21 protein-coding genes are annotated in these 26,474 nt (G+C 64.1%); 13 read left to right on the forward strand and 8 right to left on the reverse strand.

Translation table 11 applies throughout. From position 1 onward, the window contains the following. From ABWP09_RS05130 to ABWP09_RS05140, 3 genes are all read right to left on the reverse strand, one after another. Nucleotides 1-178, reverse strand: a 178-nt coding sequence (locus ABWP09_RS05130) for a helix-turn-helix domain-containing protein (protein ID WP_353204090.1), incomplete at its 3' end; no start/stop codon positions are given. Nucleotides 179-284: 106 nt separating this feature from the next. Next, nucleotides 285-446 carry a hypothetical protein gene (locus tag ABWP09_RS05135; protein WP_353204070.1) on the reverse strand — a complete coding sequence of 54 codons (162 nt, stop codon included), beginning with the start codon at nucleotides 444-446 and terminating at the stop codon, nucleotides 285-287. A 111-nt stretch (nucleotides 447-557) separates the two neighbouring features. Beyond that, nucleotides 558-2,615 (reverse strand): DUF3857 domain-containing protein, encoded by a 2,058-nt coding sequence (locus tag ABWP09_RS05140; protein WP_353204071.1) that lies wholly within the window; start codon nucleotides 2,613-2,615, stop codon nucleotides 558-560. 306 nt (nucleotides 2,616-2,921) lie between these two features. Between ABWP09_RS05140 and acnA the strand changes: the two genes are divergently transcribed. The 6 genes from acnA (at nucleotide 2,922) to ABWP09_RS05170 (ending at nucleotide 11,468) form a co-directional block, all read left to right on the forward strand. Further along, nucleotides 2,922-5,594 (forward strand): aconitate hydratase AcnA, encoded by a 2,673-nt coding sequence (gene acnA / locus ABWP09_RS05145; RefSeq protein WP_353204072.1) that lies wholly within the window; start codon nucleotides 2,922-2,924, stop codon nucleotides 5,592-5,594. Continuing rightward, on the forward strand, nucleotides 5,591-5,848 hold the full coding sequence (locus tag ABWP09_RS05150) for a CBU_0592 family membrane protein (protein WP_353204073.1): 258 nt from the start codon (nucleotides 5,591-5,593) through the stop codon (nucleotides 5,846-5,848). Before acnA ends, ABWP09_RS05150 begins: the two co-directional genes overlap by 4 nt. Before the next feature lie 294 nt (nucleotides 5,849-6,142). Next, nucleotides 6,143-7,528 carry a helix-turn-helix domain-containing protein gene (locus ABWP09_RS05155; RefSeq protein ID WP_353204091.1) on the forward strand — a complete coding sequence of 462 codons (1,386 nt, stop codon included), beginning with the start codon at nucleotides 6,143-6,145 and terminating at the stop codon, nucleotides 7,526-7,528. Between the two features lie 214 nt (nucleotides 7,529-7,742). Continuing rightward, nucleotides 7,743-8,564, forward strand: a complete 822-nt coding sequence (locus ABWP09_RS05160) for a Crp/Fnr family transcriptional regulator (RefSeq protein ID WP_353204074.1) — start codon at nucleotides 7,743-7,745, stop codon at nucleotides 8,562-8,564. Between the two features lie 291 nt (nucleotides 8,565-8,855). Then, a complete protein-coding gene (locus tag ABWP09_RS05165) occupies nucleotides 8,856-10,451 on the forward strand; it encodes an isocitrate lyase (RefSeq protein ID WP_353204075.1) in 1,596 nt (531 codons plus the stop codon). Between the two features lie 222 nt (nucleotides 10,452-10,673). Continuing rightward, on the forward strand, nucleotides 10,674-11,468 hold the full coding sequence (locus ABWP09_RS05170) for an ATP-grasp fold amidoligase family protein (RefSeq protein WP_353204076.1): 795 nt from the start codon (nucleotides 10,674-10,676) through the stop codon (nucleotides 11,466-11,468). On the opposite strand, the gene ABWP09_RS05175 is transcribed toward ABWP09_RS05170, so the two are convergent. The 3 genes from ABWP09_RS05175 to ABWP09_RS05185 are packed head-to-tail and all read right to left on the reverse strand — an operon-like array spanning nucleotide 11,465 to nucleotide 12,884. Next, nucleotides 11,465-12,415, reverse strand: coding sequence for an aldo/keto reductase (locus ABWP09_RS05175; RefSeq protein ID WP_353204077.1), 951 nt, complete (start codon nucleotides 12,413-12,415; stop codon nucleotides 11,465-11,467). The two genes, ABWP09_RS05170 and ABWP09_RS05175, sit on opposite strands and share 4 nt — an antisense overlap. Next, nucleotides 12,412-12,609, reverse strand: coding sequence for a hypothetical protein (locus tag ABWP09_RS05180; RefSeq protein WP_353204078.1), 198 nt, complete (start codon nucleotides 12,607-12,609; stop codon nucleotides 12,412-12,414). The genes ABWP09_RS05175 and ABWP09_RS05180 overlap by 4 nt, the downstream gene beginning before the upstream one ends. Next, the gene (locus tag ABWP09_RS05185) at nucleotides 12,606-12,884 is read right to left on the reverse strand and encodes a hypothetical protein (protein WP_353204079.1); all 279 of its coding nucleotides are present in this window, start codon (nucleotides 12,882-12,884) and stop codon (nucleotides 12,606-12,608) included. The genes ABWP09_RS05180 and ABWP09_RS05185 overlap by 4 nt, the downstream gene beginning before the upstream one ends. 133 nt (nucleotides 12,885-13,017) lie before the next feature. Here ABWP09_RS05185 and ABWP09_RS05190 point away from each other — a divergent pair, with 133 nt between their 5' ends. From ABWP09_RS05190 to ABWP09_RS05210, 5 genes are all read left to right on the forward strand, one after another. Continuing rightward, nucleotides 13,018-13,977: a metalloregulator ArsR/SmtB family transcription factor gene (locus ABWP09_RS05190; protein ID WP_353204080.1), complete on the forward strand. Its 960-nt coding sequence runs from the start codon at nucleotides 13,018-13,020 to the stop codon at nucleotides 13,975-13,977. Continuing rightward, nucleotides 13,974-14,918 carry a methylenetetrahydrofolate reductase [NAD(P)H] gene (metF, locus tag ABWP09_RS05195; RefSeq protein ID WP_353204081.1) on the forward strand — a complete coding sequence of 315 codons (945 nt, stop codon included), beginning with the start codon at nucleotides 13,974-13,976 and terminating at the stop codon, nucleotides 14,916-14,918. The genes ABWP09_RS05190 and metF overlap by 4 nt, the downstream gene beginning before the upstream one ends. A gap of 114 nt (nucleotides 14,919-15,032) precedes the next feature. Beyond that, complete coding sequence (locus tag ABWP09_RS05200; protein WP_353204082.1) at nucleotides 15,033-16,079, forward strand: homocysteine S-methyltransferase family protein; 1,047 nt, start codon at nucleotides 15,033-15,035, stop codon at nucleotides 16,077-16,079. A gap of 124 nt (nucleotides 16,080-16,203) precedes the next feature. Beyond that, nucleotides 16,204-18,867, forward strand: coding sequence for a methionine synthase (gene metH / locus ABWP09_RS05205; RefSeq protein ID WP_353204083.1), 2,664 nt, complete (start codon nucleotides 16,204-16,206; stop codon nucleotides 18,865-18,867). 80 nt (nucleotides 18,868-18,947) lie between these two features. Continuing rightward, a complete protein-coding gene (locus ABWP09_RS05210) occupies nucleotides 18,948-19,880 on the forward strand; it encodes a right-handed parallel beta-helix repeat-containing protein (protein WP_353204084.1) in 933 nt (310 codons plus the stop codon). Between the two features lie 7 nt (nucleotides 19,881-19,887). Here ABWP09_RS05210 and ABWP09_RS05215 read toward each other — a convergent pair whose 3' ends face one another. Together ABWP09_RS05215 and ABWP09_RS05220 are read right to left on the reverse strand one after the other, a co-directional pair. Then, nucleotides 19,888-20,865, reverse strand: coding sequence for a phytanoyl-CoA dioxygenase family protein (locus tag ABWP09_RS05215; protein WP_353204085.1), 978 nt, complete (start codon nucleotides 20,863-20,865; stop codon nucleotides 19,888-19,890). After that, nucleotides 20,862-22,517 carry an alkaline phosphatase family protein gene (locus ABWP09_RS05220; RefSeq protein ID WP_353204086.1) on the reverse strand — a complete coding sequence of 552 codons (1,656 nt, stop codon included), beginning with the start codon at nucleotides 22,515-22,517 and terminating at the stop codon, nucleotides 20,862-20,864. Before ABWP09_RS05220 ends, ABWP09_RS05215 begins: the two co-directional genes overlap by 4 nt. A gap of 86 nt (nucleotides 22,518-22,603) precedes the next feature. On the opposite strand from ABWP09_RS05220, the gene ABWP09_RS05225 reads away from it, so the two are divergent. Beyond that, nucleotides 22,604-24,655: a protein-disulfide reductase DsbD family protein gene (locus tag ABWP09_RS05225; RefSeq protein WP_353204087.1), complete on the forward strand. Its 2,052-nt coding sequence runs from the start codon at nucleotides 22,604-22,606 to the stop codon at nucleotides 24,653-24,655. Between the two features lie 137 nt (nucleotides 24,656-24,792). Continuing rightward, a complete protein-coding gene (locus tag ABWP09_RS05230; protein WP_353204088.1) occupies nucleotides 24,793-26,277 on the forward strand; it encodes a circularly permuted type 2 ATP-grasp protein in 1,485 nt (494 codons plus the stop codon). Nucleotides 26,278-26,474 lie beyond the last annotated feature (197 nt).

Genomic DNA, 26,474 nt, shown 5'->3' on the forward strand with positions numbered 1-26,474 from the left:
CCATCGCGGTCTGCTTGTCGATCGTCGGATCGGCTTCGCCTTTGCTCCACCGGGTCACGGTAGGCGGGGAGACGCCCAGCATATTGGCCAGATCGCGCCCTTTCAGCCCGCCCAGCGTCTTGAGGTCGCCGACGAGACGGGAAACGGCGGTTTCGCGGGGGAGGGAGGCGGCGGGCATGATGAGAATTCCGGGGCAGTTGGCGCTAAAGTCCGGATCTTTTGATACACCACAATTTCACAAATGACAAATGTAAAACGTATATGGAAGCGCCGCTTACGCTCGCTCAAGCCGTGCAGCAACGCCGCAGCGCCACGCTGCTGAACGGCCGCCCAATCTCCCGACACGCCGCCGTCGCCGTGCCATGCAGCCGCAGCGCGAGCAAAAACGCAATCTCGGTGTCGGCCGTCCAGAGCACCTTGGTCCGGCGATCCCCGGTGCTGTCCATTCTTCCTGCTCCGTCAGTTACGAAAGGGAGCAGGGTATTTATCGCAGTATGGGAGCTGTAGGACAGGGGGTGCTCGGAGACGGAGCTTTGCGCCTCTCCGCTATGGCGCGATCAATGGCCGCTGGCCGCCGCTTTGTTGCTTGAGATATTGGGCGGAGACACGCACGGCACGTCGTTGGCCGTCCAATCGAAATCGTAGGTGGTCGGCACCTTTTCCCCGTTGCCGACGGCGGCCTTCTGACCCAACGGATCGAAGGAAATCCACCCCATACTGTTATCGAACGCCGCGATCCGCGCATTGTCACGTTGTGCGGCTGCCGCTTCGATCTCGGGCTGTTCGACGCGCGATCCTCGAACCATCCGTATCGCGCCATCACGAAGTTCCCACGCGCGATGGTAGTTTCTTCCGAATATCCGCGTGTCGAAGCTTGGCTTGGATGACCATTGCTTAGCTTGCGTCGAACTCGGCAATAGGACGGTCGTGACGTGGCATGTATATTCGGGTTTCGCGTAAAAGGGGGCGTCGCGGTTCTGATCTTGCGCTCGCGCCCTCCGCTCGGGCGGACTGAAACCGCCGCCAGGAAGTGCTAGCGACTTCTCGCCGTTGCCGTCATCATCCCAGTTCACCGCTCCGGTCCCGCTGATCGTCAGGATGCTGGCTTGCGCGGTTTGATCGTAACGCCATTTTACGTCGTCGATCGCTTGCCACGTATCGCCGATCGCGTTTTGGCGAAAAGCGTCGAGAAGCTGTGCCGTCGTTATTGAGGAAAACTGCGTCTGCTCCTGAAGGCCCTTGATACCACGGATGATCTTGGTGGAGATGATTCGCGCCGGCTTGTCGAACCCGGAACGCGCATCGATTTCAAACAGATGGACTTCTTCGGGTGTGGTCGCGGGTTGCCATGCCAATTTCTCGAGACCAGCGCCCGACGATGTCAGCGGGAGGGACCAGTTGACCGGAAAGACCGGTCTGACGCCCGGCAGTGCTACCGGCGGGAGTGTGCCATCCAGCCAATACGCTTTCCCGTCGATATGCGCGCGGACAAGCACATGATCGAAAAAATGTGGAATTGGCAGGCGCTGATCAAGGCCGTCGTCCGCGCCGCTGGAATTGACGAGTACGGGTTCCGCCTCGATTCCCAGTTCCGTGAGCAGCGCGAGCAGTAGCGCTGTCTTTCCTTTGCAATCCCCGTAGCGGCGCTGCCAGGTCTCTTCAGCAGAGGCCGGGGTCAAATTCCCGCCGTTGAGGCCGACATAGATATAGCGTACATCTTGCTGGACCAATTTGAGCGCAGCGCTCGCTCGTTCCATCGGCTGCATGTGCGCGGCCGCGATACGGCTCGCCTCGCGCTTGACCGGGGAGCCTGCGCCTAGCGTTGTGGCTTTAGCATAGAGCGGTGCGAAATGTCTGGAGAGGGAAGCCCAGTCGGCGAAATCGGTGTATTCGACAGCGCGCAGCCACTGGTACCGCGCTGGCGCGTCCTTCGGCGGCGAGACAATGGCGGGATTGTCGAACCGAAAGTCGATCGCGCGTTCGCTTTTCACCATTGCTGCGTTCATGTCGGCAGTCATTTTGAAATTGGGCGTCGCGCCCTGATCCCAGCTCAACCCCAGATGATATCGACCGGCGGCGGGACTGGGGGGGAGGGTAAGAAATCCCGCTTCCTGATGGCCGAGCGTGGGATCGCTGGTGAAAGTCGTGAGGTCCACTTCCAGCTCGTCGCCTACGCGAAGATCGGGAACGCGAAGTACCGCCGTCAATGTGCCGTCCAGTTTGGCTGCCTCTAACTGATCTTCGCGCCGCAAGATTTCGAAGGAGGTATTTTTTAGGACGTCGATGACCTGGCCGTCGCGGTAGAGCTTGATGGCATGGACGATTGGCGCTCCGGCCATCGGGTTCCAGCCGATCGCGATGTTGCCGAGCGGCAACGCGCTCGACTGAAGTATTTTCACGCGATAGCCGAGATATTGCGCCTGCCCTTTCTCCCCAAGATGTATCTCCAGATCCTGACGGCGTATGAACACTGCTCCGCTAACCGATTCCGGCACCGGCAAGAGCGGGGAAGAGGTTGCCCATTTCGGGATGTCGCCACGGCGGACCTGCTGCGACTGCGCACCCGCTGAACCAGCGACCAAAACCGAAGCCAAAATCACCAATGAAGCGCGCACCGATAGCCCCCAAACCTTTGTTTGGAGGCCGTTGTGCCAGAAGCGGCGTTGCGTTCAAGTCAAGGTTGCAAGGATTTCTACGAGAGCCGTTTCTTACCAAGTCAATTCGGCTTTGCGAGTGCGGAGCAGCGTATGTTGGGCGACACCGCCCGCAATGACCGCTTTGACCGGATACCGCCACTTCCCCCAAACCCCCACCCGCGCTAAGGCCCGCTCCGACTCTCGCTTCCGCCCACCCCGGGCGCGCCCGCGCGGCATTCTGCCGCCTCCCCGCCGCGCTCGTGAGGCCATTTGGAAAGGACCCGCATGACTGCCATCGGCCAGGATACGCTCGGCACCCGCGCCACGCTCGACGTCAACGGCGCGCGCTACGATTATTACAGCCTCGCCACCGTCGCGGCGAAGCTGGGCGATATCAGCCGCTTGCCCTTCTCGATGAAGGTGCTGCTCGAAAATCTGCTGCGTTTCGAGGATGGCGTCACCGTCACCACCGCCGATGTCCAGGCGATCATCGACTGGCAGCAGGAGCGCAAGTCCGACCGCGAAGTGCAATATCGCCCGGCGCGCGTGCTGATGCAGGATTTCACCGGCGTCCCCTGCGTGGTCGATTTGGCGGCGATGCGCGATGCGATCACCAAATTGGGCGGCGATCCCGCGAAGATCAATCCGCTCGTCCCCGTCCACCTCGTGATCGATCACTCGGTGATGGTCGACGAATTCGGCACGCCCAAGGCGTTCGCCGACAATGTCGAGCTCGAATATCAGCGCAATAATGAGCGCTACGAGTTCCTCAAATGGGGCTCGAAGGCGCTCGACAATTTCAAGGTTGTGCCGCCAGGGACGGGGATTTGCCATCAGGTGAACCTTGAGAACCTCGCGCAGGCGGTGTGGTCGTCGACCGCGCCCGATGGCACCAAGATTGCCTATCCCGACACGTGCGTCGGCACCGACAGCCACACCACGATGGTCAACGGGCTCGGCGTGCTCGGCTGGGGCGTCGGCGGGATCGAGGCCGAGGCCGCGATGCTCGGCCAGCCCGTGTCGATGCTGATCCCCGAAGTCGTCGGCTTCAAGCTCCACGGCAGCCTCGCCGAGGGCATCACCGCGACCGATCTCGTGCTGACGGTTACGCAAATGCTGCGCGCGAAGGGCGTGGTCGGCCGCTTCGTCGAATTTTACGGTCCCGGCCTCGATGCACTGGCGCTCGCCGATCGCGCGACGATCGCCAATATGGCGCCCGAATATGGCGCGACCTGCGGCTTCTTCCCGGTCGATGACGCGACGCTGACCTATCTGCGCCTCACCGGCCGCAGCGAGGAGCAGATCGCGCTGGTCGAGGCCTATGCCCGCGCGCAGGGCATGTGGCGGCTGGCCGATGCGCCCGATCCGGTGTTCACCGACACGCTGGAACTCGACATGGCCAATGTCGTCCCCTCGCTCGCCGGCCCCAAGCGCCCGCAGGACAAGGTCATCCTCACCGAAGTCGACGACACCTTCAACGCCGATCTCGTCTCGGTCTACGGCCATGCCACCGCCAAGCGCGTGGCCGTCGCGGGGCGCGCGCATGACATTGGCGACGGCGACGTCGTGATCGCCGCGATCACCAGCTGCACCAACACCTCCAACCCCTCGGTGCTGGTGGCGGCGGGGCTCGTTGCGCGCAAAGCCAATGCGTTTGGCTTGAAGCCCAAGCCGTGGGTCAAGACCTCGCTCGCGCCGGGTAGCCAGGTTGTGACCGATTATCTCGACAAGGCAGGGCTAACCGCCGATTTGAACGCGGTCGGCTTCAACCTTGTCGGCTATGGCTGCACCACCTGCATCGGCAATTCGGGGCCGCTGGCGCCGGCGATCTCGGCTGCGATCAACGAAAACGACATCGTCGCGGCCTCGGTCCTGTCGGGCAACCGCAATTTTGAGGGCCGCGTCTCGCCCGACGTGCGCGCCAACTTCCTGGCCTCGCCGCCCTTGGTCGTTGCGTATGCGTTGAAGGGCACCGTGACTGAAGATTTCACGACGACGCCGATCGGTCAGGCGACCGACGGCACCGACGTGTATCTCAAGGACCTCTGGCCGACCAATGCCGAGATCCGGGAGGTCATGGATTCGAACATCGACCGTGAAATGTTCCAATCGCGCTATTCGAGCGTCTTCTTGGGCGACGCCAAATGGCAGGCGATCGCGATCGAAGGGTCGGACACCTACGCCTGGCCGCCAGCCTCGACCTACATCGCCAACCCGCCCTATTTCGATGGAATGTCAATGACTCCCGCACCGGTGCAGGACATCATCGAAGCACGCCCGCTGGCGATTCTGGGCGATTCGATCACCACCGATCACATCTCGCCCGCCGGCTCGATCAAGGCCGATTCCCCGGCCGGCGCGTGGCTGCTGGAGCGGCAAGTTTCTCGTGGAGATTTCAATAGTTACGGCGCCCGCCGCGGTAACGATCACGTCATGGTGCGCGGGACTTTTGCGAATATTCGCATTAAAAATGAGATGGTTCCGGGCGTCGAAGGCGGCATGTCGTCGTACCAGGGCGAGACGATGCCGATCTACGACGCGGCGATGCGCTTCAAGGCCGATGGCACGCCGCTGGTGGTGGTCGCGGGCAAGGAATATGGCACCGGATCGTCGCGCGATTGGGCGGCCAAGGGCACCAATCTGCTCGGCGTGCGCGCGGTCATCACCGAAAGCTTCGAGCGAATCCATCGCTCGAATCTGGTCGGCATGGGCGTTCTCCCACTGCAGTTTGCCGAGGGCGTTGATCGCAAGACATTGAAATTGGACGGTTCCGAAAGCTTCACGATCATGAAGGTCGCCGAAATCCGCCCGCGTCAGGATGTCGAGGTCGTCCTCACGCGCGCCGATGGCTCGGTCGAAACCTTCCTGACGCGCTGCCGGATCGATACCGTCAACGAGCTGGAATATTTCCTCAACGGCGGCATTCTGCAGTACGTATTGCGCAAGCTGGCGGCATGATGCTGGCGGTCGAGGTGATTGGATGGGCAGCCGCGCTGCTCATCCTGGCCTCGTACCTGCTGGTCTCGACCGGCAAGCTGTCGGGCCAGTCCGCGACGTTTCAGTGGATGAACGTCGTCGGTGCCGCCGGGTTTATCGTCAATAGCGGCTCGCACGCAGCATGGCCCTCGACGACGCTCAACATCGCATGGGCGGCGATCGGGTTGGTCACGCTATGGCGGATCGGACGCGGTCGGATTGCGCCGACGCGGTAACGGAAATGCCCGCCGCGAGGGTGAGTCGCGGCGGGCATCCTTTCCTCCCCAGGAAACTTTCAAAGCCTGTTCGCTTGGTCGCAGATTTACAAAGTCTGCACCAGAGCCGATCTTATCGGTGGCGAAATCCGCTATTTTCGTGGTACCTACCAGAGAAATTACGGGTGCGGTAAAGTCGGGCTGTGCGATGCGCACCAGGATGTCTTGTAGTATTGTAAAAACATCACAACCTGCGGCATAGGATGCGACGCGCCCGTTGCCGGGCGGGATATCATGACGGGAAAGGTGCAGGACATGGCCGACCGCAAGCTGTTCGCCGGACACGCCATTCGCCGGATGCGGCGGCAGGCGGGGTTGACGCAGGCGGCTATGGCCGAGGTGCTGACGATCAGCCCGAGCTACCTCAATCTGGTCGAGAAGAACCAACGGCCGTTATCGGCCTCGCTGATCGTCAAACTCGCCGAGAGCTTCGATTTCGATCCGCGCGCGCTGGCGGCGGGCGAGCCGGGCGGGGGTGAGGCAGCGCTGCGGCGGCGGCTGGCCGACCCGATGTTCGCCGATCTTGAGATCGACCGTAACGAGCTCGAGGAATGGCTGGCGGGCGCACCGGGTGGGGCGGAGGCCTTTGCGCGCGCCTTCGATCGGATCGGGGCAGGGGGGCTCGAAGCGAGCGCCGCGAGCGACCCGGTGAGCGAAGTACGCCGCGAAATCGAGCGCTGGCGCGGCCATTTCGCCGATCTTGATGCGATGGCGGAGACGCTCGCCGACGAACTTCGCCTGGGCGCCGGTGATCTGTACGGCGCGATTGGGGAGCGGTTGCGGGTGAAACACCAGCTGACAATCCGCGTGCTGCCGGTCGATGTCATGCCCGACATGTTGCGGCGCACCGATCTCCACGCGCGGCAATTGCAATTGTCCGAAACGCTCGATCCGGCGTCGCGCACCTTCGCCGTCGCGTTCCAGCTCGCCCAGATCGAGGCGCGCGGCGAGATCGAAGGGCTGGCCAAGGGGGCGGGGTTTACCGACCGCGCCGCCGAACGGCTGTATCGCCGCCATCTCGCGAGCTATTTCGCCGCCGCCGTGATGATGCCGTATGCGCGGTTCCTGCGCGCGTGCGAGGCGACCGGCTATGATATTGAACTGCTCCAGCGCCGTTTCGGCGCGGGGTTCGAGCAGGTCGCGCACCGCTTGACGACGCTGCAGCGGATCGGTGCGCGCGGGCTTCCCTTCTTTCTGGTGCGGATCGACCGTGCGGGACAAGCGTCGAAGCGCTTTTCGGGGGCAAGCGGATCGCCGCTCGCCGAGGCGGACGGGCGCTGCCCGCTATGGCGGTTGCACACCGCGTTCGATCGGCCGGGCGCGCTCGCGGTGCAAATCGTGGAACTGGAAGACGCGACGCGCTGGCTGACGATCGCGCGCACCGTCACCCCGCAGGGGCGGCGCTATGGCGCGGTACCGGCGGAGTTTGCGGTCGGGCTGGGTGTCGCGGCTGCGCTTGGCGGCACAATGGCGGTGGCGCGCGGACTCGACCTGAAGGGCGAGGCGACGCCGATCGGCCTCGGCTGCCGCGCGTGTGGCCGTGGCAATTGCCCGCAACGCTCGCTCCCGCCCGCCGGTCGCGCGCTGGTGCTGAACGAACGCGAACGCGGGGTGAGTGCGTTTACCTTCGGTGGGGATTGAGTTTGCGCCCGGGATTCGCGCGCGCGTGCGGTGACAGGAAAGACCGGTCCGGCGGCCTTTTTGGTCGATCACATGGCGTGGCGACCGTACCGCATAAATCTTTATAATCTGTATTAAACTTTTTCCTAAAACAGTGTACTGCGACGACACCGTCGATCAGCCAATGGGTTTCGGCGGCTGAGAGACACTCGTGCTCCCCCTCGATGGGAGCATGATGTCAAAACTAACCCTTTCCAAGTATCTGGCGAAGATCGAGCGGCGCGTGCCGCTTTCGCTCCCCGCGCGCGAAGCGTTCTTGTCGATGCCCGCTGAGATCCAGGACTTTGTCGCCTATCGCGATATCGTAAAGGAAGGGGACCGGCCGCACCGGGCGTTCTTCGTCGATAAGGGGCTGGTGAGCCGGTATCAGACGTTGCGCGGTGGGGAACGCCAGATCATGTCGTTCCACATTGCGGGTGATCTGGTCGACCTGCACTCCGCCTTGGTTGTGATCGCGGATCATGGCGTGCGCACGCACTGCGCGACGCGGATCGTGACGGTTGCCCATGCCGACATCCTTCGCGCCGCTGCCAATTATCCCGAGCTCGGGCGCGCATTTTGGTTCGACACGCTCTGCGACGCCGCCATGTTTCGGGAATGGACGATCAACCTCGGGCGGCGCAAATCGCATGAGCGCACCGCGCATCTGATCCTCGAAATGGCAGCGCTCTATGAGCGGGCCGGACTAGCCGAGAATGATACGTTCGAGTTTCCCATCACCCAGAGCGACCTTTCGGATGCTTTGGGAATGACGGCGATTCACCTCAACCGCGTGCTGCAATCGCTGAGACGCGATCGGCTAATTCGCACGCATGCCCGGTCGATCACGATCGAAAACAGAGCGGCGCTCAGCGCACTGGCGGGGTTCGACCCGCGCTACCTCCACCCTGAGGGCATGCGCCAAAGCAACGATTTCGATGGCCATTCCGGGGGGCAGGCACCCGGAGGCATTCGCCAGAATAACGAGCTCGACGGTCGTTTCGAGCGCCGCGTGTAAGAAGCTGAGCGCTCGGTCGGCGGCGAAGGTGGAGTATCGGACATCGCCCGATGTGCACGTCCCGGTCAGGCCGCCGCTTTAACCGTCATCCGCTGCATGCGAGGCGATGTCGCTGGCCAAGGCCATTGGGTTGCGCGCCGCGCCACGCAGTGCCGAAACAATGTAAATAAATTTCAATATTGCAGATCGCTGCGGCGAGAATTGACCGATAAACGCGGATAATGACCGATATTGGGGGAGATGACGTGTAAATTTCGGTACTGGATTGACATGCCAATGAGGGATCGTGCCATGACCTACCAGACCGACATCACGCAAACCGCCAGCCTGATCCAGAGCTATAACGGCACCTGGGACGGGATCGACGCGGAGAGCGTCGCGCGGATGCGCGTGCAGAACCGCTTCCAGACCGGGCTCGACATCGCGCGCTACACCGCTGCGATTATGCGCCGTGACATGGCGGCCTATGATGCCGATCCGGCGCAGTACACGCAGTCGCTCGGTTGCTGGCACGGGTTTATCGGCCAGCAGAAAATGATCAGCATCAAGAAGCATTTCGGGTCGACCGAGCGGCGCTATTTGTATCTTTCGGGCTGGATGGTCGCGGCGTTGCGCAGCGAATTCGGTCCGCTGCCCGATCAGTCGATGCATGAGAAGACCAGCGTCCCCGCATTGATCGAGGAACTCTACACCTTCCTGCGCCAGGCCGATGCGCGCGAGCTGGGCATGATGTTCCGCGATCTCGACGCGGCCCGCGCCGCTGGCAACCAGGTTGAAGAGCAGCGCCTGCTCAACGCGATCGATAATTACCAGACGCATGTCGTGCCGATCATCGCCGATATCGATGCTGGCTTCGGCAATGCCGAGGCAACGTATCTGCTTGCGAAGAAGATGATCGAAGCGGGTGCGTGTGCGCTGCAGATCGAAAACCAGGTCAGCGACGAAAAACAGTGCGGCCATCAGGACGGCAAGGTGACCGTGCCGCATGAGGACTTCCTCGCGAAGGTCCGTGCCTGCCGCTACGCTTTTCTGGAACTGGGCGTTGAGGACGGCATCATCGTTACGCGCACCGATTCGCTCGGGGCCGGTCTGACCAAGCAGATCGCGGTATCGAAGGAAGCGGGCGATCTCGGTGACCAGTATAACAGCTTCCTCGATTGCGAGGCGGTGACCGACCTTTCGACGCTCAATGGCGATGTCGTGATCAACCGTGGCGGCACGCTGATGAAGCCCAAGCGGCTGCCGTCGAACCTGTTCCAGTTCCGCGCCGGCACCGGGGAGGATCGCTGCGTAATGGACTGCATCGCAAGCTTGCAGAACGGCGCCGACCTGTTGTGGATCGAGACCGAGAAGCCGCATATCGAGCAGATTGCCGGGATGGTCGACCGCATCCGCGAGGTGATCCCCAACGCCAAGCTGGTCTATAACAATTCGCCCAGCTTCAACTGGACGCTCAACTTCCGCCAGCAAGTGTATGACGCGTGGGTCGCGGCGGGGCAGGACGTGTCTGCGTATGACCGGGCCAAGCTGATGTCGGTCGATTATGATGGCACGACGCTGGGCGACGAGGCGGATGAGCGCATCCGCACGTTCCAGCGGGATGCGGCGGCGCGGGCAGGGATTTTCCACCACCTGATCACGCTGCCGACCTATCACACCGCGGCGCTGTCGACCGACAATCTCGCCAAGGAGTATTTCGGCGCGGCCGGGATGCTCGGCTATGTGAAGGGTGTCCAGCGCAAGGAAATCCGCGAGGGGATTGCCTGCGTGAAGCATCAGAACATGTCCGGCTCCGACATTGGCGACGATCATAAGGAATATTTCGCGGGCGAGGCGGCGCTGAAGGCCGGCGGCGCGCACAATACGATGAACCAGTTCGCGGCGTGATGCAGTAGCCGCAGCGTAAGCTGCGGCACGCCCGCATCACGCCCGGCCGGCGGCGGGTCATCCGACCCGCCGTCCGACGGCGCGGCTGTGCCGCGACGGGGCTGGACTGGTACGTCTACCGCCGGAACAAAATCCTCCCCCGCAGCTTTTGCCCCGATGCAAGCCGCTCTTCCCGTAAGTACCCAGCGCCTCAAACCCGCGCGACCACGCTGGCGCATTACCTTGACCTATTGGTGGCGACACGGGCGCTGGCCCAATCTCAACGATCCACGCACCTTCACTGAGCTGGTGCAGGTGCGTAAGCTTGCCGGGGCGGATGCGGCGATGGCGCGAATGGCGGATAAGGTCGCCGCCAAGGCGATCGTCGCCGCCCAGCTGGGTTCGGACTGGCTGATCCCGACGCTGTGGCATGGGACCGAATTGCCCGAGCAGCCCGTCTGGTCGACGCCGTTCGTGGTCAAGGCACGCCATGGCTGCAACCAGACCGCTTTTGTCCTGAACGACGCGGCCGACTGGAATGCCGTAAGGGCGCGTGCCGCACGCTGGATGGCGGCGGATTATGGCTATTGGCTCGATGAGGATTTGTACGCGCGCATCCCGCGTGGGCTGATCGTCGAACCCTTTATGGGGTCGGCGCCCGCGCTGCCGATCGATTACAAATTCTACGTGTTCGCAGGCCGCGTCGAATATGTGCAGGTGCATCTCGGGCGCGGCGGGCGGCATCGCTGGATTCTGCTCGACCGCAGCTGGCACCGGGTCTCGGCCGCGAGCGCCGATCCCGACCCGCTTGCCCCCGCATCGCTTGCGCGCATGATCGTGGCGGCCGAGGTCCTCGCTAAAGGGAGCGATTTCCTGCGCGTCGATTTGTACGAGATTGGCGGGCGGCCGTTGTTCGGCGAGATGACCTTCTATCCCGGGTCCGGGCTCGACCGCTTCGATCCGGTCGCGCTCGACCATCGGCTCGGCGCGCATTGGCTCCGCGCGCTGGCGCAAGAGCCGGAGCGGGTGGCGGCCTAAACGCCCGCCACGGTCAGCCGATCGAGCTGCTCCGTCGTCAGCCCCAAATCCATCGATCCGAGCAATTCCTCGATCTGTGCCACGCTCGTCGCGCTTGCGATCGGCGCGGTGATCGCAGGTTGCGCGGCAAGCCAGGCGAGCGCGATCTGCGCGAGTGTCGCGCCGCTCTCCTCGGCCACCGCATCCATCGCAGCGAGGACGGCGGGGCCGGTTCCGTCCATGAACGCCTGCATCCTTTCGCAGCGAACGCTCTTCCCGAAATCGGCGGGGCTGCGATATTTGCCGGTCAGATAGCCAGAGGCGATGCCGTAATAGGGGACCGCGCCGATATTGTGCTCGACGCAGTAATTCTGCAGCTCGCCCTCAAAGTTGTGGCGGCTGACGAGATTATATTCGGGCTGCAGCACGTGGTAATGCGGCAAACCGAGGACACGCGCGGCGTCATTCGCCGATTTCAGGCGCGCGGCATGAAAATTGGAGGCGCCGAGCGCGCGGACCTTACCCGCGTCGATCAGCTTCGAAAACGCCGCGAGCGCATCCTCTTGGCGCGTCGCATCGTCATCCTGATGCGCGAAATACAGGTCGATCGTGTCCACACCGAGCCGCTGCAACGAAGCGTCGCACGCCGCTGCAATCCGCGCGGGCGCGAGTTTTTCGCCGCCGTCGCCGGGCATCATGCCGACCTTTGTGGCGATCTGTACTCGGTCGCGCTTGCCGGATTGCTTCAGCCACGCGCTGATCACGGTTTCGGACTCGCCGCCCTTATGACCGGGGACCCAGGCCGAATAAACGTCGGCGGTGTCGATCATCGTCCCGCCCCCAGCGACGAACGCGTCGAGTATGGCGAAACTGGTCGCTTCGTCCGCAGTCCAGCCAAAGACGTTGCCGCCCAGCACCAGCGGCGCGATGTGGAGATCGGTCGCGCCCAAGCGGCGAAGAGTGGTCATTGCGGCTGGCTTTCATTGCCGCCTTCGTCTTCCTCGACGATCTCTGCGGCGTTGGTGTTCATCGTATTGGCGTCGAGCTTGGCGGCGGCTTCGTCGAGCGCCTTATCCTCGCCCGGCGGTGTGCCGGTCGACGACGGTCCGCCCGAGCAAGCCGCAAGTGTCAGCAAGAGCGCGAGGACCGCGGCGCGCTTCATTCCTGAATCTCGTTGCCCAGATCCTTCAAGGCCGCGCTAGTCTTGTCCGCGACGCGATCGGCCTTGTTGCCGAGCACGTTCCCTGCATTGTCGATCCGCGTTTCGGCAGCCCCCAGCGCTGCGTCGGTATCCGAGATCGCCTCGGCCGTGGTTGCATTCGCATCGGCTTCCACCGCATTGGCGGCTTCCGCGACTTCATTCTGCGCCTTGGGGCTGCACGCGGCGAGGGCGAAGGCGGCGAGGGCGATCAGCGGCAGGATGCGGGCGGTTTTCATGAACTGGCTCTCCGGAGGGGTTATATGACGGTATCGGAGGGTTAGAACCCGCGCAATCGCTTCCGGGTCCATCGCAAGTGCGTTGACCTCATATAAAGATATCTTTATATGTCGTTCGCAGAATGAAAACGCTGTGACCATCGCCCTCGATATCTTCCGCGCGCTTGCCGACGCGACGCGTTTGCGCATCCTCGCATTGCTGCGCACGATGGAGCTGTCGGTCGGTGAACTGGCGCAAGTGCTGGGGCAAAGCCAGCCGCGCGTCAGCCGCCATGTGAAGATCCTGTGCGACGCCGGAATCGCAGAACGCCGCAAGGAGGGCAGTTGGGTGTTCGTGGCACTCGGCAGCGGCGCGACGGTCGGGCCGGTGATCGGTGCGCTCGACCAATGGGCGGCGATCGAGCCCGATCATTGGGCGGTGGCGGACGCAGCGCGGTTGGCGGCGGTCCGCGCCGATCGCGCGGCATCGGCGGCAAGCTGGTTCGAGGCGAATGCCGGACAATGGGATGCGATGCGCTCGCTCCATATCGCCGAGAGCGAAGTCGAGGCGGCGATTTCGGCGGTGCTCGGGGATACGCCGATCGGACAGTTGATCGATATCGGCACCGGCACCGGGCGGATGCTCGAATTGTTCGCAGGCCGGGCCGATCACGCTCTGGGGATCGACCGCAGTTCTGAAATGTTGCGGCTTGCACGCGCGAAACTGTCGGAGCGCGGGCTTGCCAATGCCGAGTTACGGCAAGCCGATCTGTACGCGCTGCCGCTTGGGAATGATGCGGCGGATGTCGCAATCATCCATCATGTCCTGCATTTCGCGCAGCAGCCGGGCGCCGCGATTGCCGAGGCAGCGCGCGTGCTGGCCCCTGGCGGGCGCTTGCTGATCGCCGATTTCGCCGCGCACGACCGCGAGGAACTGCGCACCAAGGACGGCCATACCCGGCTTGGCTTCGCCGACGACCAGATGGCGACATGGTTTGCCGCGGCAGGGCTGGCTGCGGTGCGGATCGAGACGCTGGGTGGTGGTGAATTGACCGTGAAATTGTGGCTCGCGCGCAAAGTGGGACGTATAATGAACGAAGTGAGGGCGGCATGACGGTTTCGGTGAAGCAAATGGAGGAAGCGCGCCACGCATTGGCGACGCCGCTGTTCGCCGATCTTGCGGGTGATGCGCGCGTGAGCTTCGAATTCTTCCCGCCCAAGACCGAGAAGATGGAGGGAACGCTGTGGCAATCGGTGCAGACGCTGTCGCCGCTCGGCCCGCGTTTCGTGTCGGTGACCTATGGCGCTGGCGGCACCACGCGCGAGCGTACCCATGCGACGGTGGCGCGGATCGCGCGCGATACCGCTATTCCGGCGGCCGCACATTTGACCTGCGTCGCGGCGACGCGCGACGAGATCGATGCCGTTGCCGACGCCTATTGGCAGGCGGGGGTGCGGCACATCGTCGCGCTGCGCGGCGATTCCCCGGTGCCGGGGGAGAAATTCCAGTCGCCGGTCGGCGGCTATGCCAATGCGGTCGAACTGGTCGAGGGCTTGCGCAAACTCCACCCGTTCGAGATTTCGGTCTCGGCCTATCCCGAATGCCACCCGGATTCGGTCGATGCGGCGGCCGATATCGACAATCTCAAGCGCAAGCTCGACGCCGGCGCAACGCGGGCGATCACCCAATTTTTCCATGAGGCGGAGACGTTCTTCCGCTTCCGCGATGCCGCGAGCAAGGCGGGCGTGAGCGCCGAGATCGTACCGGGGATCATGCCGATCATGAATTTCGGCGCGGTGCAGCGCATGTCGGCGATGTGTGGCACGGTCGTGCCGCCATGGATGGGCACGCTGTTCGAAGGGCTCGACGATCATCCTGCCGCGCGCCAGCTTGTGTCGGCGACGATCGCTGCCGAGCTGTGTCGTCGGCTCTACGCCGGCGGGGTGCGCGATTTCCATTTCTACACGCTCAACCGCGCCGAGCTGAGCTACGCGATCTGCCATTTGCTGGGGATCCGGGCAAAGGCTCCTGTGGCTGCCGCGCAGGCGGCGTAATCCAATTCCCCTCCCGCTTGCGGGAGGGGCTAGGGGAGGGCCTGCAAGAGGCTGCTCCCGAAACATTCCCTCCCCCAACCCCTCCCGCAAGCGGGAGGGGAGAAGGAAACGACCATGACCATCCGCGAAACGTTCCTCGCCGAAGCCGCCAAGCGCATCCTCATCACCGATGGCGCGTTCGGGACCGAGATCCAGAACTGGAAGCTGTCCGAGGCCGACTATGCCGGCGCACTCGGCCTCGCCAAGGACCAGAAGGGCAATAACGACATCCTCGCGCTGACCAAGCCCGAGGTGCCCGAGACGATCCACCGTGCTTATTTTGAGGCGGGGGCGGACATTGCCGAGACCAACACCTTCTCCGCCAACCGCATCAGCCAGGCCGATTATGCCGCTGAAGGGCTGGTGCGGGAAATCAACGTCGAGAGCGCGAAGCTGGCACGCCGGCTGGCGGATGAATATCAGGCCAAGGATGGCCGGCCACGCTTTGTCGCGGGCGCAGTCGGGCCGACCAACAAGACGCTGTCGCTCTCGCCCGACGTCAACGATCCCGGCTTTCGCGAGATCGACTTCGACTATCTGAAAGACGTGTATCGCGAGCAGATCGACGCGCTGCTCGAAGGCGGGGCTGATTTCATCCTGATCGAAACGGTGTTCGACACGCTCAACGCCAAGGCCGGGATCATGGCGGTGCTCGAGGCGGGCGATGCGCTGGGGCGCGACGTGCCGATCATGCTGTCGATGACGCTGACCGATCTGTCCGGTCGCAATCTCTCGGGCCACACCGTCGAGGCGTTCTGGCACGCGGTGCGGCACGCACGACCGGTGACGATCGGGCTCAACTGTTCGTTCGGGGCAGAGCAATTGCGCCCGCATGTGCGGACATTGTCGCAGATTTGCGACACGCTGATCATGGTCTATCCCAATGCCGGTCTGCCCAACGAATTGGGTGAATATGACGAGGCCCCGAATACGACGGCGGGGCTGGTCGGCGAATGGGCGCAGGCGGGGCAAGTCAATGTGCTCGGCGGCTGCTGCGGATCGACCCCTGCGCATATCAAGGCGATTGCCGATGGCGTTCAGGGCCTCGCCCCGCGCGTGGTGCCGGTGCCGCCGGTCGTCACGCGGCTCGCCGGGCTGGAGCCGATGACGATGGCGGCTTAGCTCATCTAAGCCCTCTCCCCTTCAGGGGAGAGGGTTGGGAGAGGGGCAGTACCAGGCGGCGCCTCTCCGTAACTTCCCCTCTCCCCGGCCCTCTCCCCTGAAGGGGAGAGGGAGAAGGTACACAATGACCACCACCACCGCCCAATTCGTCAATATCGGTGAGCGCACCAACGTCACCGGCTCGGCCAAGTTCAAGAAGCTCATCATGGCGGGCGATTATCCCGCCGCGGTCGAAGTCGCGCGGCAGCAGGTCGAGAGCGGCGCGCAAGTGCTTGACGTCAATATGGACGAGGGCCTGCTCGACGCCGAATATGCGATGGTCACCTTCCTCAAGCTGATCGCCGCCGAGCCCGACATCGCGCGCATTCCGTTCATGGTGGACAGCTCGAAATGGTCGGTGATCGAGGCCGGTCTGAAGTGCGTCAGCGGCAAACCGATCGTCAATTCGATCAGCATGAAGGAGGGCGAGGAGCAGTTCCTCGTCCAGGCGAAGAAGGTCATGAACTACGGCGCGGCAGTCGTCGTAATGGCGTTCGACACGGTCGGTCAGGCCGATACGCGCGCGCGCAAGGTCGAGATTTGCGGGCGGGCCTATGATCTGATGGTGGGGATCGGCTTCCCGCCCGAGGACATCATCTTCGATCCCAACATCTTCGCGGTCGCGACAGGGATCGAGGAGCATAACAATTACGCGGTCGATTTCATCGAAGCCTGCAAGGACATCAAGGCGCGCTGCCCGCACGCGCACATTTCGGGCGGTCTGTCGAACCTGTCGTTCAGTTTTCGCGGCAATGAGCCGGTGCGCCGCGCGATGCACTCGGTTTTCCTCTATTACGCGATCCCCGCCGGTCTCGACATGGCGATCGTCAATGCCGGGCAGCTCGACATTTACGACGCGATCGATCCCAAGCTGCGCCAGGCCTGCGAGGACGTTATCCTCAACCGCGACGACGGCGCGACCGAACGGCTGATCGCGATGGCGGAGAGCTTCAAGGGCACCGATGCGGTGGCCGAGAAAGCCGCGGCCGAGTGGCGCAGCCTGCCGGTCAACAAGCGGCTCGAATATGCCCTGGTCAAGGGCATCGACTTGCACGTGGTCGAGGATACCGAGGAAGCGCGCCAGGCGATCTTCGACAAGGGCGGGCGCCCGATCGAGGTGATCGAAGGGCCGCTGATGGACGGGATGAACGTCGTCGGCGACCTGTTCGGATCGGGCAAGATGTTCCTGCCGCAAGTCGTGAAATCGGCGCGCGTGATGAAGAAGGCGGTCGCGCATCTGCTGCCCTTCATCGAGGCGACGAAGGAACCCGGCGCGCGCGGCAAGGGCAAGATCATCATGGCGACCGTCAAGGGCGACGTGCATGATATCGGCAAGAACATCGTCGGTGTCGTGCTCCAGTGCAACGGCTTCGACGTGGTCGACATGGGCGTGATGGTGCCCTGGTCGGATATCCTCAAGGCCGCGAACGAGAATGACGCCGACATGATCGGCCTGTCGGGCCTGATCACCCCCTCGCTCGACGAAATGGTGACGGTGGCCGAGGAAATGCAGCGTGCGGGCATGACGATGCCGTTGCTGATCGGTGGTGCGACGACGTCGAAGGTCCATACCGCGCTACGCATCGCGCCGGCCTATAAGGGGCCGGTGGTGCATGTGCTCGACGCGAGCCGTGCGGTCGGCGTCGCCTCGACGCTCGTCAGCGACACGATCCGCGACGAGTTCGTCCGCAAGACCGCCGACGAGTATGAAGCGGTGCGCGTGGCGCGGGCGAACAAGGGGCAAAGCGAACTCGTCCCGATCGCCAAGGCGCGCGCGAATGGCTTTGTCGCCGACATGACGCTCAAGCCAGGCACACCCGCCAAGCCAGGCGTGCACGTGTTTCGTGACTGGGATCTCGCCAACCTGCGCGAGCTGATCGACTGGACGCCGTTCTTTCGCGCGTGGGAGTTGGCTGGCAATTATCCGGCGATTCTGACCGATTCAGTGGTTGGCGAGAGCGCATCTTCGCTCTTCGCCGATGCGCAGGCGATGCTCGACAAGATCGTCGGTGAAAAGTGGCTCACCGCGCGCGGCGTCGCCGGACTGTGGCCATGCGCGCGCTACGAGGACGATGTCGTCATCGACTTGAAGGGCGATTTCAACGCAGATGAGCTGCGCGGCTTCGACATGCTTAATCTGGTCGACTCGAACGACATCGTGCGGCTGCCGTTCCTGCGCCAGCAAATCGCCAAGCGCGAGGGGCGGGCCAACATGTGCCTCGCCGATTTCATCGATCCCAAGGGCGACTGGATCGGCGGCTTCGCGGTGTCGATCCACGGGATCGAACCGCATCTCGCCAAGTTCAAGGCGGCGATCGACGATTATAGCGATATCCTGCTCAAGGCACTGGCCGATCGCCTCGCCGAAGCCTTCGCCGAACGCCTGCATCAGCATGTCCGGCAGGATCTGTGGGGCTATGCGCCTGACGAGCAGCTTACCAACGAAGCGCTGATCCGCGAGCACTATCGCGGCATCCGCCCCGCGCCGGGCTATCCTGCGTGCCCCGAGCACAGCCTGAAGACCAAGCTCTTCGAAATGCTCGACGTGCATCACGCGACCGGCGCGACGCTCACCGAAAGCTTCGCGATGCTGCCGACGGCGGCGGTGTCGGGCTTCTATTTCGGCCACCCGCAGGCGGAGTATTTCGGCGTGGCGCGCGTGGGGCCAGACCAGCTTGAGGAATATGCGACCCGACGCGGGGTCGATCTGGAAACCGCTACGCGCTGGTTGCGGCCGAATCTGGACTGATCCCGCGCACGGTTAACCCTCAATTCGCCTTCACAAGTCGCGCTCTGCGACGCATTTCGCTCCGCAAAAGGAGTGTTCTCATGCGTCACATTCTCCCGCTGCTGGTGCTTGCACTCGCTGTCCCCGCCGCCGCGCAGCAGGGGCGGGCACCGTTTACCATCGCCGAAACCGGGCAGGGCTTTCAGACGATCGACGATGCGGTGCAGTCGGTCCGGATGGGCACCGCGACGATCCTGATAGCGCCGGGCGTCTATCATCAATGCACGGTACAGGCGGGTGGCGTGATCACCTTCAAGGCGGTGCAACCTGGCACGGCGATCTTCGAGGGGACGACGTGCGAGGGCAAAGCGGCGTTCGTGCTGCGCGGGCAAGGCTCGACCGTCGATGGCCTGGTGTTCCGCGGGATGCGCGTGGCCGATGGCAATGGCGCCGGTATCCGCACCGAGATCGGCGATCTGATCGTACGCGATTCAACCTTTCTCGATAGCCAGGAGGGCATCCTTGGCGGGCATCCGTCGGGACAGAAGATCACGATCGACCATTCGACCTTTGCCGGGCTGGGCGGGTGCGAGGAAAATCCGAACTGTTCGCACAGCATCTATCTCGCCAATCAGGGTTCGGTCACGATCACCAATTCGCGCTTCGAACGCGGGACGGGCGGGCATTACGTCAAGCTGCGCGTGCCGACCGTGACGATCGCCGACAACAGCTTCGACGATACCAGGGGCCGCAAGACCAATTACATGATCGACTTGCCCGAAGGATCGACCGGGCTGATCACGCGCAACACCTTTGTCCAAGGCGCGGGCAAAGAAAACCATAGCGGACTGATCGTAGTCTCGGCCGAGGCGAAGACCTATCGCGCGACCGGGCTGCGCGTCGAAGGCAATGACGCGACGCTCGCGCCCAATGCCCCGACCAATCCCGCCTTCGTTGCCAATATGAGCGGGGATCAACTGGCGGTGGGTGCGAACCGGCTCGGGCCGGGGATCCGGATGTACGAAGTCCGCTAAGCCCCGTTTACAGCCAATCGCGCGGGACGATTGGCGTCGGCGGGTACATCGCCATATACTGGACAAGACGCGGCGCGCGGCCGTGATTTACGGTGGCACCGTGCGGCAAGTCCGCGCGCCAGATGATCAGATCGCCGGCATTGGCCGCGATCGGCACCGCCTGTCCGGTCAAATCGACCAATCGCGGATCGCGGTCGCCAAGGCTGTCGAGCCACGCATCGAGCTTGTGGTGGAAACCGGGGATCAGCCGCAGCGCGCCCTGTTCGGCGGCAGTGTCGGTCAAATAGAGAATGCCCTGCGTTCCGAAGGGGATCGGGCGGACCAGACTGTCGTCCCAGTGCAGCGGCTGACCGGCGAAGTTCCAGTCGCCGCGCGCCGGCGGATTGAAGCCGAGCCGGTCGGTATTCATCCACAGATCAGCGGTGCCCCAGAGTTGCGCAAACGCCTTGTGGATGCGCGGGCTGCGCCGGATCGCATCCTGCTGCGCGCTCTGGAAATGCTGCACCATGATCCCGTTGTGCGATTTGCCATACCAGCTTTCCGGATCGGTCGGGGTCGCGCCAACGATGCGCCACACCAGCGCCGCCGTATCGTGCGCCAGTGCCGGGTCGATCGCGCCGCGCAGGATGACGAAACCGTGCTCGTCCCAATGCGACAGGTCGTTCGCGTCGAGCACTGGCGGCATCGCATCGATTTCCGCCAGCCGCGCGGCGGTGGCGGCGGGCAGCGGCGCACCGTCGAGCGCGGCGTGATATCGCGCGACCGTCTCGGCGTTGGGCTGTCCCGCCGTCGCGATCACCCAATCGGCAAAGGTCGCAGGGTCGGGCCGTGTCCGCCCGATATGCTGCATCGCTTGCTCGATCCCCAGGCCCAGCGTGTCGAGCAGCATCCGCCACTGATGTTCGGGCAAGCGCGCCTGGGCCCGCCCGCTCAGCCGATCGAGATACGCCTCGACTCCGCGAATATGCGCGAGCGCATCGCTCACCGGCAGACCGCACCTGCTTTCGTCAGGTCGAGGCACTTGCCGTCGATCTTCGGGCCGGTGATCCGCAAGCCGATCTGCCGCGCGAGCGTCGGCATAATGTCGACGGTTTCGATGCCGGCGGCATGTTCGAACCCCGCCATCCCCTTGCGCCAGAACAGGATCGGCACGCGCCGGTCATAATCGTACGGGCTGCCGTGCGTCGCGACATAGCCGCGCGTCGGATCGGGGATCGGGGTGACGCGTGGCTTGAGATACACCAGCAAGTCGCCCGACCGACCCGCATAATAGGATGCCCGCGCGCGCTGCGCGATCGTCCAGGTCAGCGGATCGCCCGTCGGCGTGGGGGTCGCCGCGAGCTGCGCGCCGGTGAACACCGCAGCGACTTGCGGGTTCGCTTTGTAGTAAGCCAGCGCGTCGGCGGTCACGAGCTTGCGCTGCGCGGGGGTCAGGTCGCGCGCGACGTAGACATCGCCGTTCGGAATGTCGCCAAACAGCACCGGCGTGGTGATTCCGCGCTTGGCCATGATCTGCTTGCCGACCACAGAAGGCGCCAGATCGACCTTGGCACGCTGCGCATCGGGCAGGCCGGCGGAAACTTCGCGTTCAGGGATGTCGTTGCCGCCATGATCGGCGGTCAGCACGACCTCATAATCGACTCCGGTCGTATCGAGCACCGAGAAGAAGGAACCGAGCGTGGCGTCGAGCTGCTGGAGCTGGATGCACATCTCGGCACCCTCGGTGCCATAGGTATGGCCGATATAATCGGTCGCCGATGCGCCGATCGCGATGATGTCGGTGGTCGGTCCGGTGCCGAGCTTCATGTCCTGCACCAGTCCGGCGGCCAGCGCGACGATCGCGCCATCGAAGGCGGGCGAGGCGCGGAACGCCGAGGCATTGCCGGCGGCGCGCTCGAAATGACCGTCGCCGACGCTCTTGCCGCCGCCGACCGACGTCGCGCGATCGCGCGGCTTGCAGATATCGGGCACGGCGAGCGCGGCTTGCGGCGCAGCGATGTTGGCAGCGGTCGCGGCGTTCGCGCGCGCCACGACGGCGGGCGTGGCGCGCCCGGCATAGCTAACAAAGGTCTTGCCGTTCCACCACCAGAGTTCATCGACTGTATGGCCGCCCATCATCACCGCGGCGCGATCTTTCCCTGCAACCGAGACGACGCGTGTCGCCGGGATCGCGGCCTTCATCCGCTCGCCGAGCGTGGAGACGAGCAGATGCTTATCCGACACGGTATAGTTGCCCGAGGTCGACCCGGGTACCGTCTCATCCTCGGCGCAATAGACTTGCTTGTCGGCACGCGCGACCGAGAGATCGGTCCAGTTGTTGGCGATGATGCCGGTATGTTCGGGGCGGAAACCGGTCAGGATTGTCGAATGGCCGGGGCAGGTCTCGGTCGCGGCATGGCTTTGATAGCCGCTCGGAAACACGCCGCCCTGCTGCAATCGCGCGAGGCCGCCGGTGAACGATGTGCGATATTCGCCGAAGAGGTCGGCGGAGAATTGATCGACCGAGATGACCACGATCAGCTTGGGGGGCGTCACGGGTGCGCTCGAGGTTGTGGGTGCTGGCGGTGCGGTATCGGCCCGGATCGGTGCGGAAAGCAACGCCAGCGCGAGAGCAGTGACAGACGCGTATCGATTCATTCGACTTCTCCGAATTGGCGGCGGACCGATTGTGCCGCTATGGCGCGTCGGGGCTGGGCCGACAAGCTGGCCAACAAGGATGAGCGATGCGCTGGTTTCATTACATCACGGTGACTTTGCTGGCGTTTCTCGCGGCGAACGGCGCGCATGCGCAAGGCGTGGCGCCCGATCCTTATGGCAAGGGTCCGCACATCGCGATCACGCTGGTCGCCGAAAGCGCACGTCCGGCCGCCGGATCGACCGTGACGCTCGCGCTGGCGACGGTGCCGCAGCCGGGCTGGCACGGTTATTGGCAGAATCCGGGCGATGCCGGTTTCGCCGCCAAGCTTGACTGGACGCTGCCCAAGGGCGTGACGGCCAGCGAACCGGCCTATCCGGTTCCGGGTCGGCTGATCGTCGCGGATTTGATGAACTATGTGTTCGACAAGCCCTATGCGCCGTTGGTGACGCTGACGATTCCCGCCGGGCTTGCGGCAGGGACGCCGCTGCCGGTCAAGCTGCACACCACTTATCTCGTCTGTTCGGCGGAAGTGTGCGTGCCCGAATCTGCCGATCTGTCGACGCTTCTAACGATCGGCGACGGCGCGATTTCGACCGCATCGCAAGGCCGGTTCGACGCTTGGCGGCGCGCGGTGCCAAAGCCGCTCGACGCAAAGGGCGTGTTTCAGGCCAGCGGCGGGCGCATCCGGATCGCGGTCCCCTATCCGGCGGGCGCAGCGCTGCCGAAGCAGGTCTATTTCTATCCGATCACGACCGGGCCGATCGATTATTCCGCGCCGCAGACGGTTGCGCAGGACGGTGACCGGCTGGTGGTCGAAACCAAGGCGGGCGGCGCGGGTGGCGCCGGGCCGCTGTCGGGCGTGTTGCAGATCGGACAGCAGCAGGGGCTGATCGTCACCGCCAACGCCGGGACTGTGGCGGCGGCGACCCCTGCTGCATCAGGCGGTGCCGGTGGCGTGTTGCTGGCGACGCTGATCGCGTTCGGCGGCGCGATGCTCGGCGGGTTGATCCTCAACGTCATGCCCTGCGTTTTCCCGATCCTCAGCATCAAGGCGCTGAGCCTTGCGCGCGGGCATCTCGATGAGGGTGCGGCGCGGCACGAGGCGCTCGCTTACACCGCTGGCGTGGTGGCGGTGTGCGTTGGCCTGGGCGGCGCGATCCTCGCGTTGCGCGCCGGGGGCACGGCGGTCGGCTGGGCGTTCCAGCTGCAGGATCCGCGCGCGATCGTTGTGCTGCTGCTGCTCACCGTCGCGCTGTCGCTCAACCTTGGCGGGCTGTTCGAGATTCCGACACCGCAATTCGTCAACCGATCGGGCGGCGCGGGCGGGGCGTTCGCGACCGGTGCGCTCGCGGCGTTCATCGCGACGCCGTGTACCGGCCCGTTCATGGGCGCGGCGCTTGGCGCGGCGCTGGTGCTGCCATGGCCCGCCGCGCTCGCAGTGTTTGCGGGGCTGGGGCTGGGGCTGGCGATTCCCTTCCTGCTGCTCGGCTTCGTGCCGTCGTTGCGCAAGCGCTTGCCCAAGCCCGGCGCGTGGATGGAGACCTTCCGTCACATCTTGTCGGTCCCGATGTGGCTGACCGCGCTCGCGTTGGCGTGGGTGCTGGGGCGGCAAGCAGGCGTGAACGGGCTGACGCTCGGGCTCGGCGCGGCGCTGTTCGCCGGGTTCGCCTTGTGGGTTGGTGGACGGCGACAGGCACGCGGACTGGCGTTTGGCTGGGTGGCACTCGGTGCGCTCGCGCTGGTGACGATCGGCGGCGCGATGCTGGTCAGCCGTGCGCCCGCAGGTGCCATCGTGGCCGAGACCGGGAGCCAGCCGTTTACCGAAGCCAAGCTCGACGCCTTGCGCAAGGCCAATCGTCCGGTCTTCGTCTATTTCACCGCCGATTGGTGCCTGACGTGCAAGGTCAATGAAAAGGTCGCGATCGAAACCGATGCGACGCGCAAGAGCTTTGCGACCCACAAGGTCGCGGTGCTGGTCGGCGACTGGACCAATGGTGATCCGGTGATGGGCCGCTTCATCGAAGCGCATAACCGCGCGGGCGTGCCGCTGTATCTGTATTACGCGCCGCGTGCGGCCGAGCCGCAGGTATTGCCGCAAGTGCTGACGCCGGCTTTGCTGGCGGGGCTCGGGGGCTAGCGCGGTCGGAGGCACGCTTCGCGCGCCGAGCATCGGGGAAATGTGCCCCCGGCACATTTCTTCTTCCCGATGCTTGTGCAACGCAGCAATCCGTCGCAGCATGGAATCGTCAGGCGTTTGGAGGCTTATCCGTTTCAATGGCGACACGACCTGCGTTCGACGAGATTATGGGGCAAGCCGGTTCGACGGTGGCGCGGCCCGAACTCGCCGCGCTCGGCGCGTGGATCGATGCGACGCCCGACGCCGAATTGCGCCGTCGTCAACAATCGGCCGAGGCGACCTTCCGGCAACTCGGCATCACCTTCGCGGTGTACGGTGACAGCGACGCGAGCGAGCGGATCATTCCGTTCGACATCGTCCCGCGCGTCTTCCTCGCCGACGAATGGGCGCGGCTTTCCGCCGGGCTCGTGCAGCGGGTCGAGGCGATCAACGCCTTCCTGGTCGATATTTATGGCGAGCGCAAAATCCTCGATGCGGGGGTGCTGCCGCCCGACCTGATCTTCGGCAACGCGCAATTCCGGCCCGAGATCGCCGGGATCCGCCCGCCGCACGACATTTGGGCGCATATTTGCGGGATCGATCTGGTGCGCACCGGCCCCGACGATTTCTTCGTGCTCGAGGACAATGCGCGCACGCCGTCGGGCGTCAGCTACATGCTCGAAAATCGCGAGGCGATGCTGCGGCTGTGCCCCGAACTGTTCCGCGATTTCCGTGTGGCGGCGGTGGACAGCTATCCTGATCGCTTGCTCGAAACGATGAAATCGGTCGCGCCAGAGGGTGTCGCGGCTCCCGTCTGCGTCGTGCTGACGCCGGGTCATTATAATTCGGCCTATTACGAGCATAGCTTCCTCGCGGATTCGATGGGGATCGAATTGGTCGAGGCCGCCGACCTGCTCGTCGATGACGATGTCGTGTGGATGCGCACGATCGCGGGGCGGGTGAAGGTCGATGTGATCTATCGCCGGATCGATGACGATTATCTCGATCCGCTCGTCTTCCGTCCGGATTCGATGCTTGGCGTGCCGGGGCTGATCGCGGCCTATGCGGCGGGCAATGTCGCGCTGATCAACGCGCCGGGCAACGGCATTGCCGATGACAAGGCGATCTATTCGTACATGCCCGAGATCGTGCGTTTCTATTCGGGCGGAGAGGCGAAGCTGCCCAATGTCGAGACGTGGCGCTGCCGCGAGCCGCAGGCGCTGAAGTACGTGCTCGACAATCTGAAAGACGTCGTGGTCAAGCTCGTCGATGGATCGGGCGGGTATGGGATGCTGGTCGGGCCGACCGCGACCAAGGCCGAGATCGAGACCTTCCGCGCCGCGCTGATCGCCGAGCCGCACCGCTACATCGCGCAGCCGACGCTGGCGCTGTCGACCGTGCCGACGCTGGCAGCTGCGGGGCTAGCACCACGCCATGTCGATTTCCGGCCGTTCGTGCTGACCGGATCGAAGGGCGTGCAAGTCGTGCCGGGCGGGTTGACGCGGGTCGCGCTGAAGGAGGGGTCGCTGGTGGTGAATTCCTCGCAAGGCGGCGGGACGAAAGACAGTTTCGTGTTGATGGATAATGGCGCGGCGCGCGGGCAGAGCCAGTCGCAGGGGCAGTCGCAGGGGCAGGGGTCGTGAGGGTGCTCTTCAAATTCTCCCCCGAGCAGGGGGAGGGGGACCGCCCGCTGCTTCAGCGGGTGGTGGAGAGGGGTGAGCGCGGGACGCTCGCTTCGCTCGCGCCCCCTCCACCATTCGCTGAATGCTCATGGTCCCCCTCCCTCGGTGCCCGGGGGAGGATTTGATATGCTGAGCCGCACCGCATCCTCGCTTTACTG

It is taken from the genome of Sphingomonas sp., from assembly GCF_040398505.1.
GTDB lineage: Bacteria > Pseudomonadota > Alphaproteobacteria > Sphingomonadales > Sphingomonadaceae > Sphingomonas.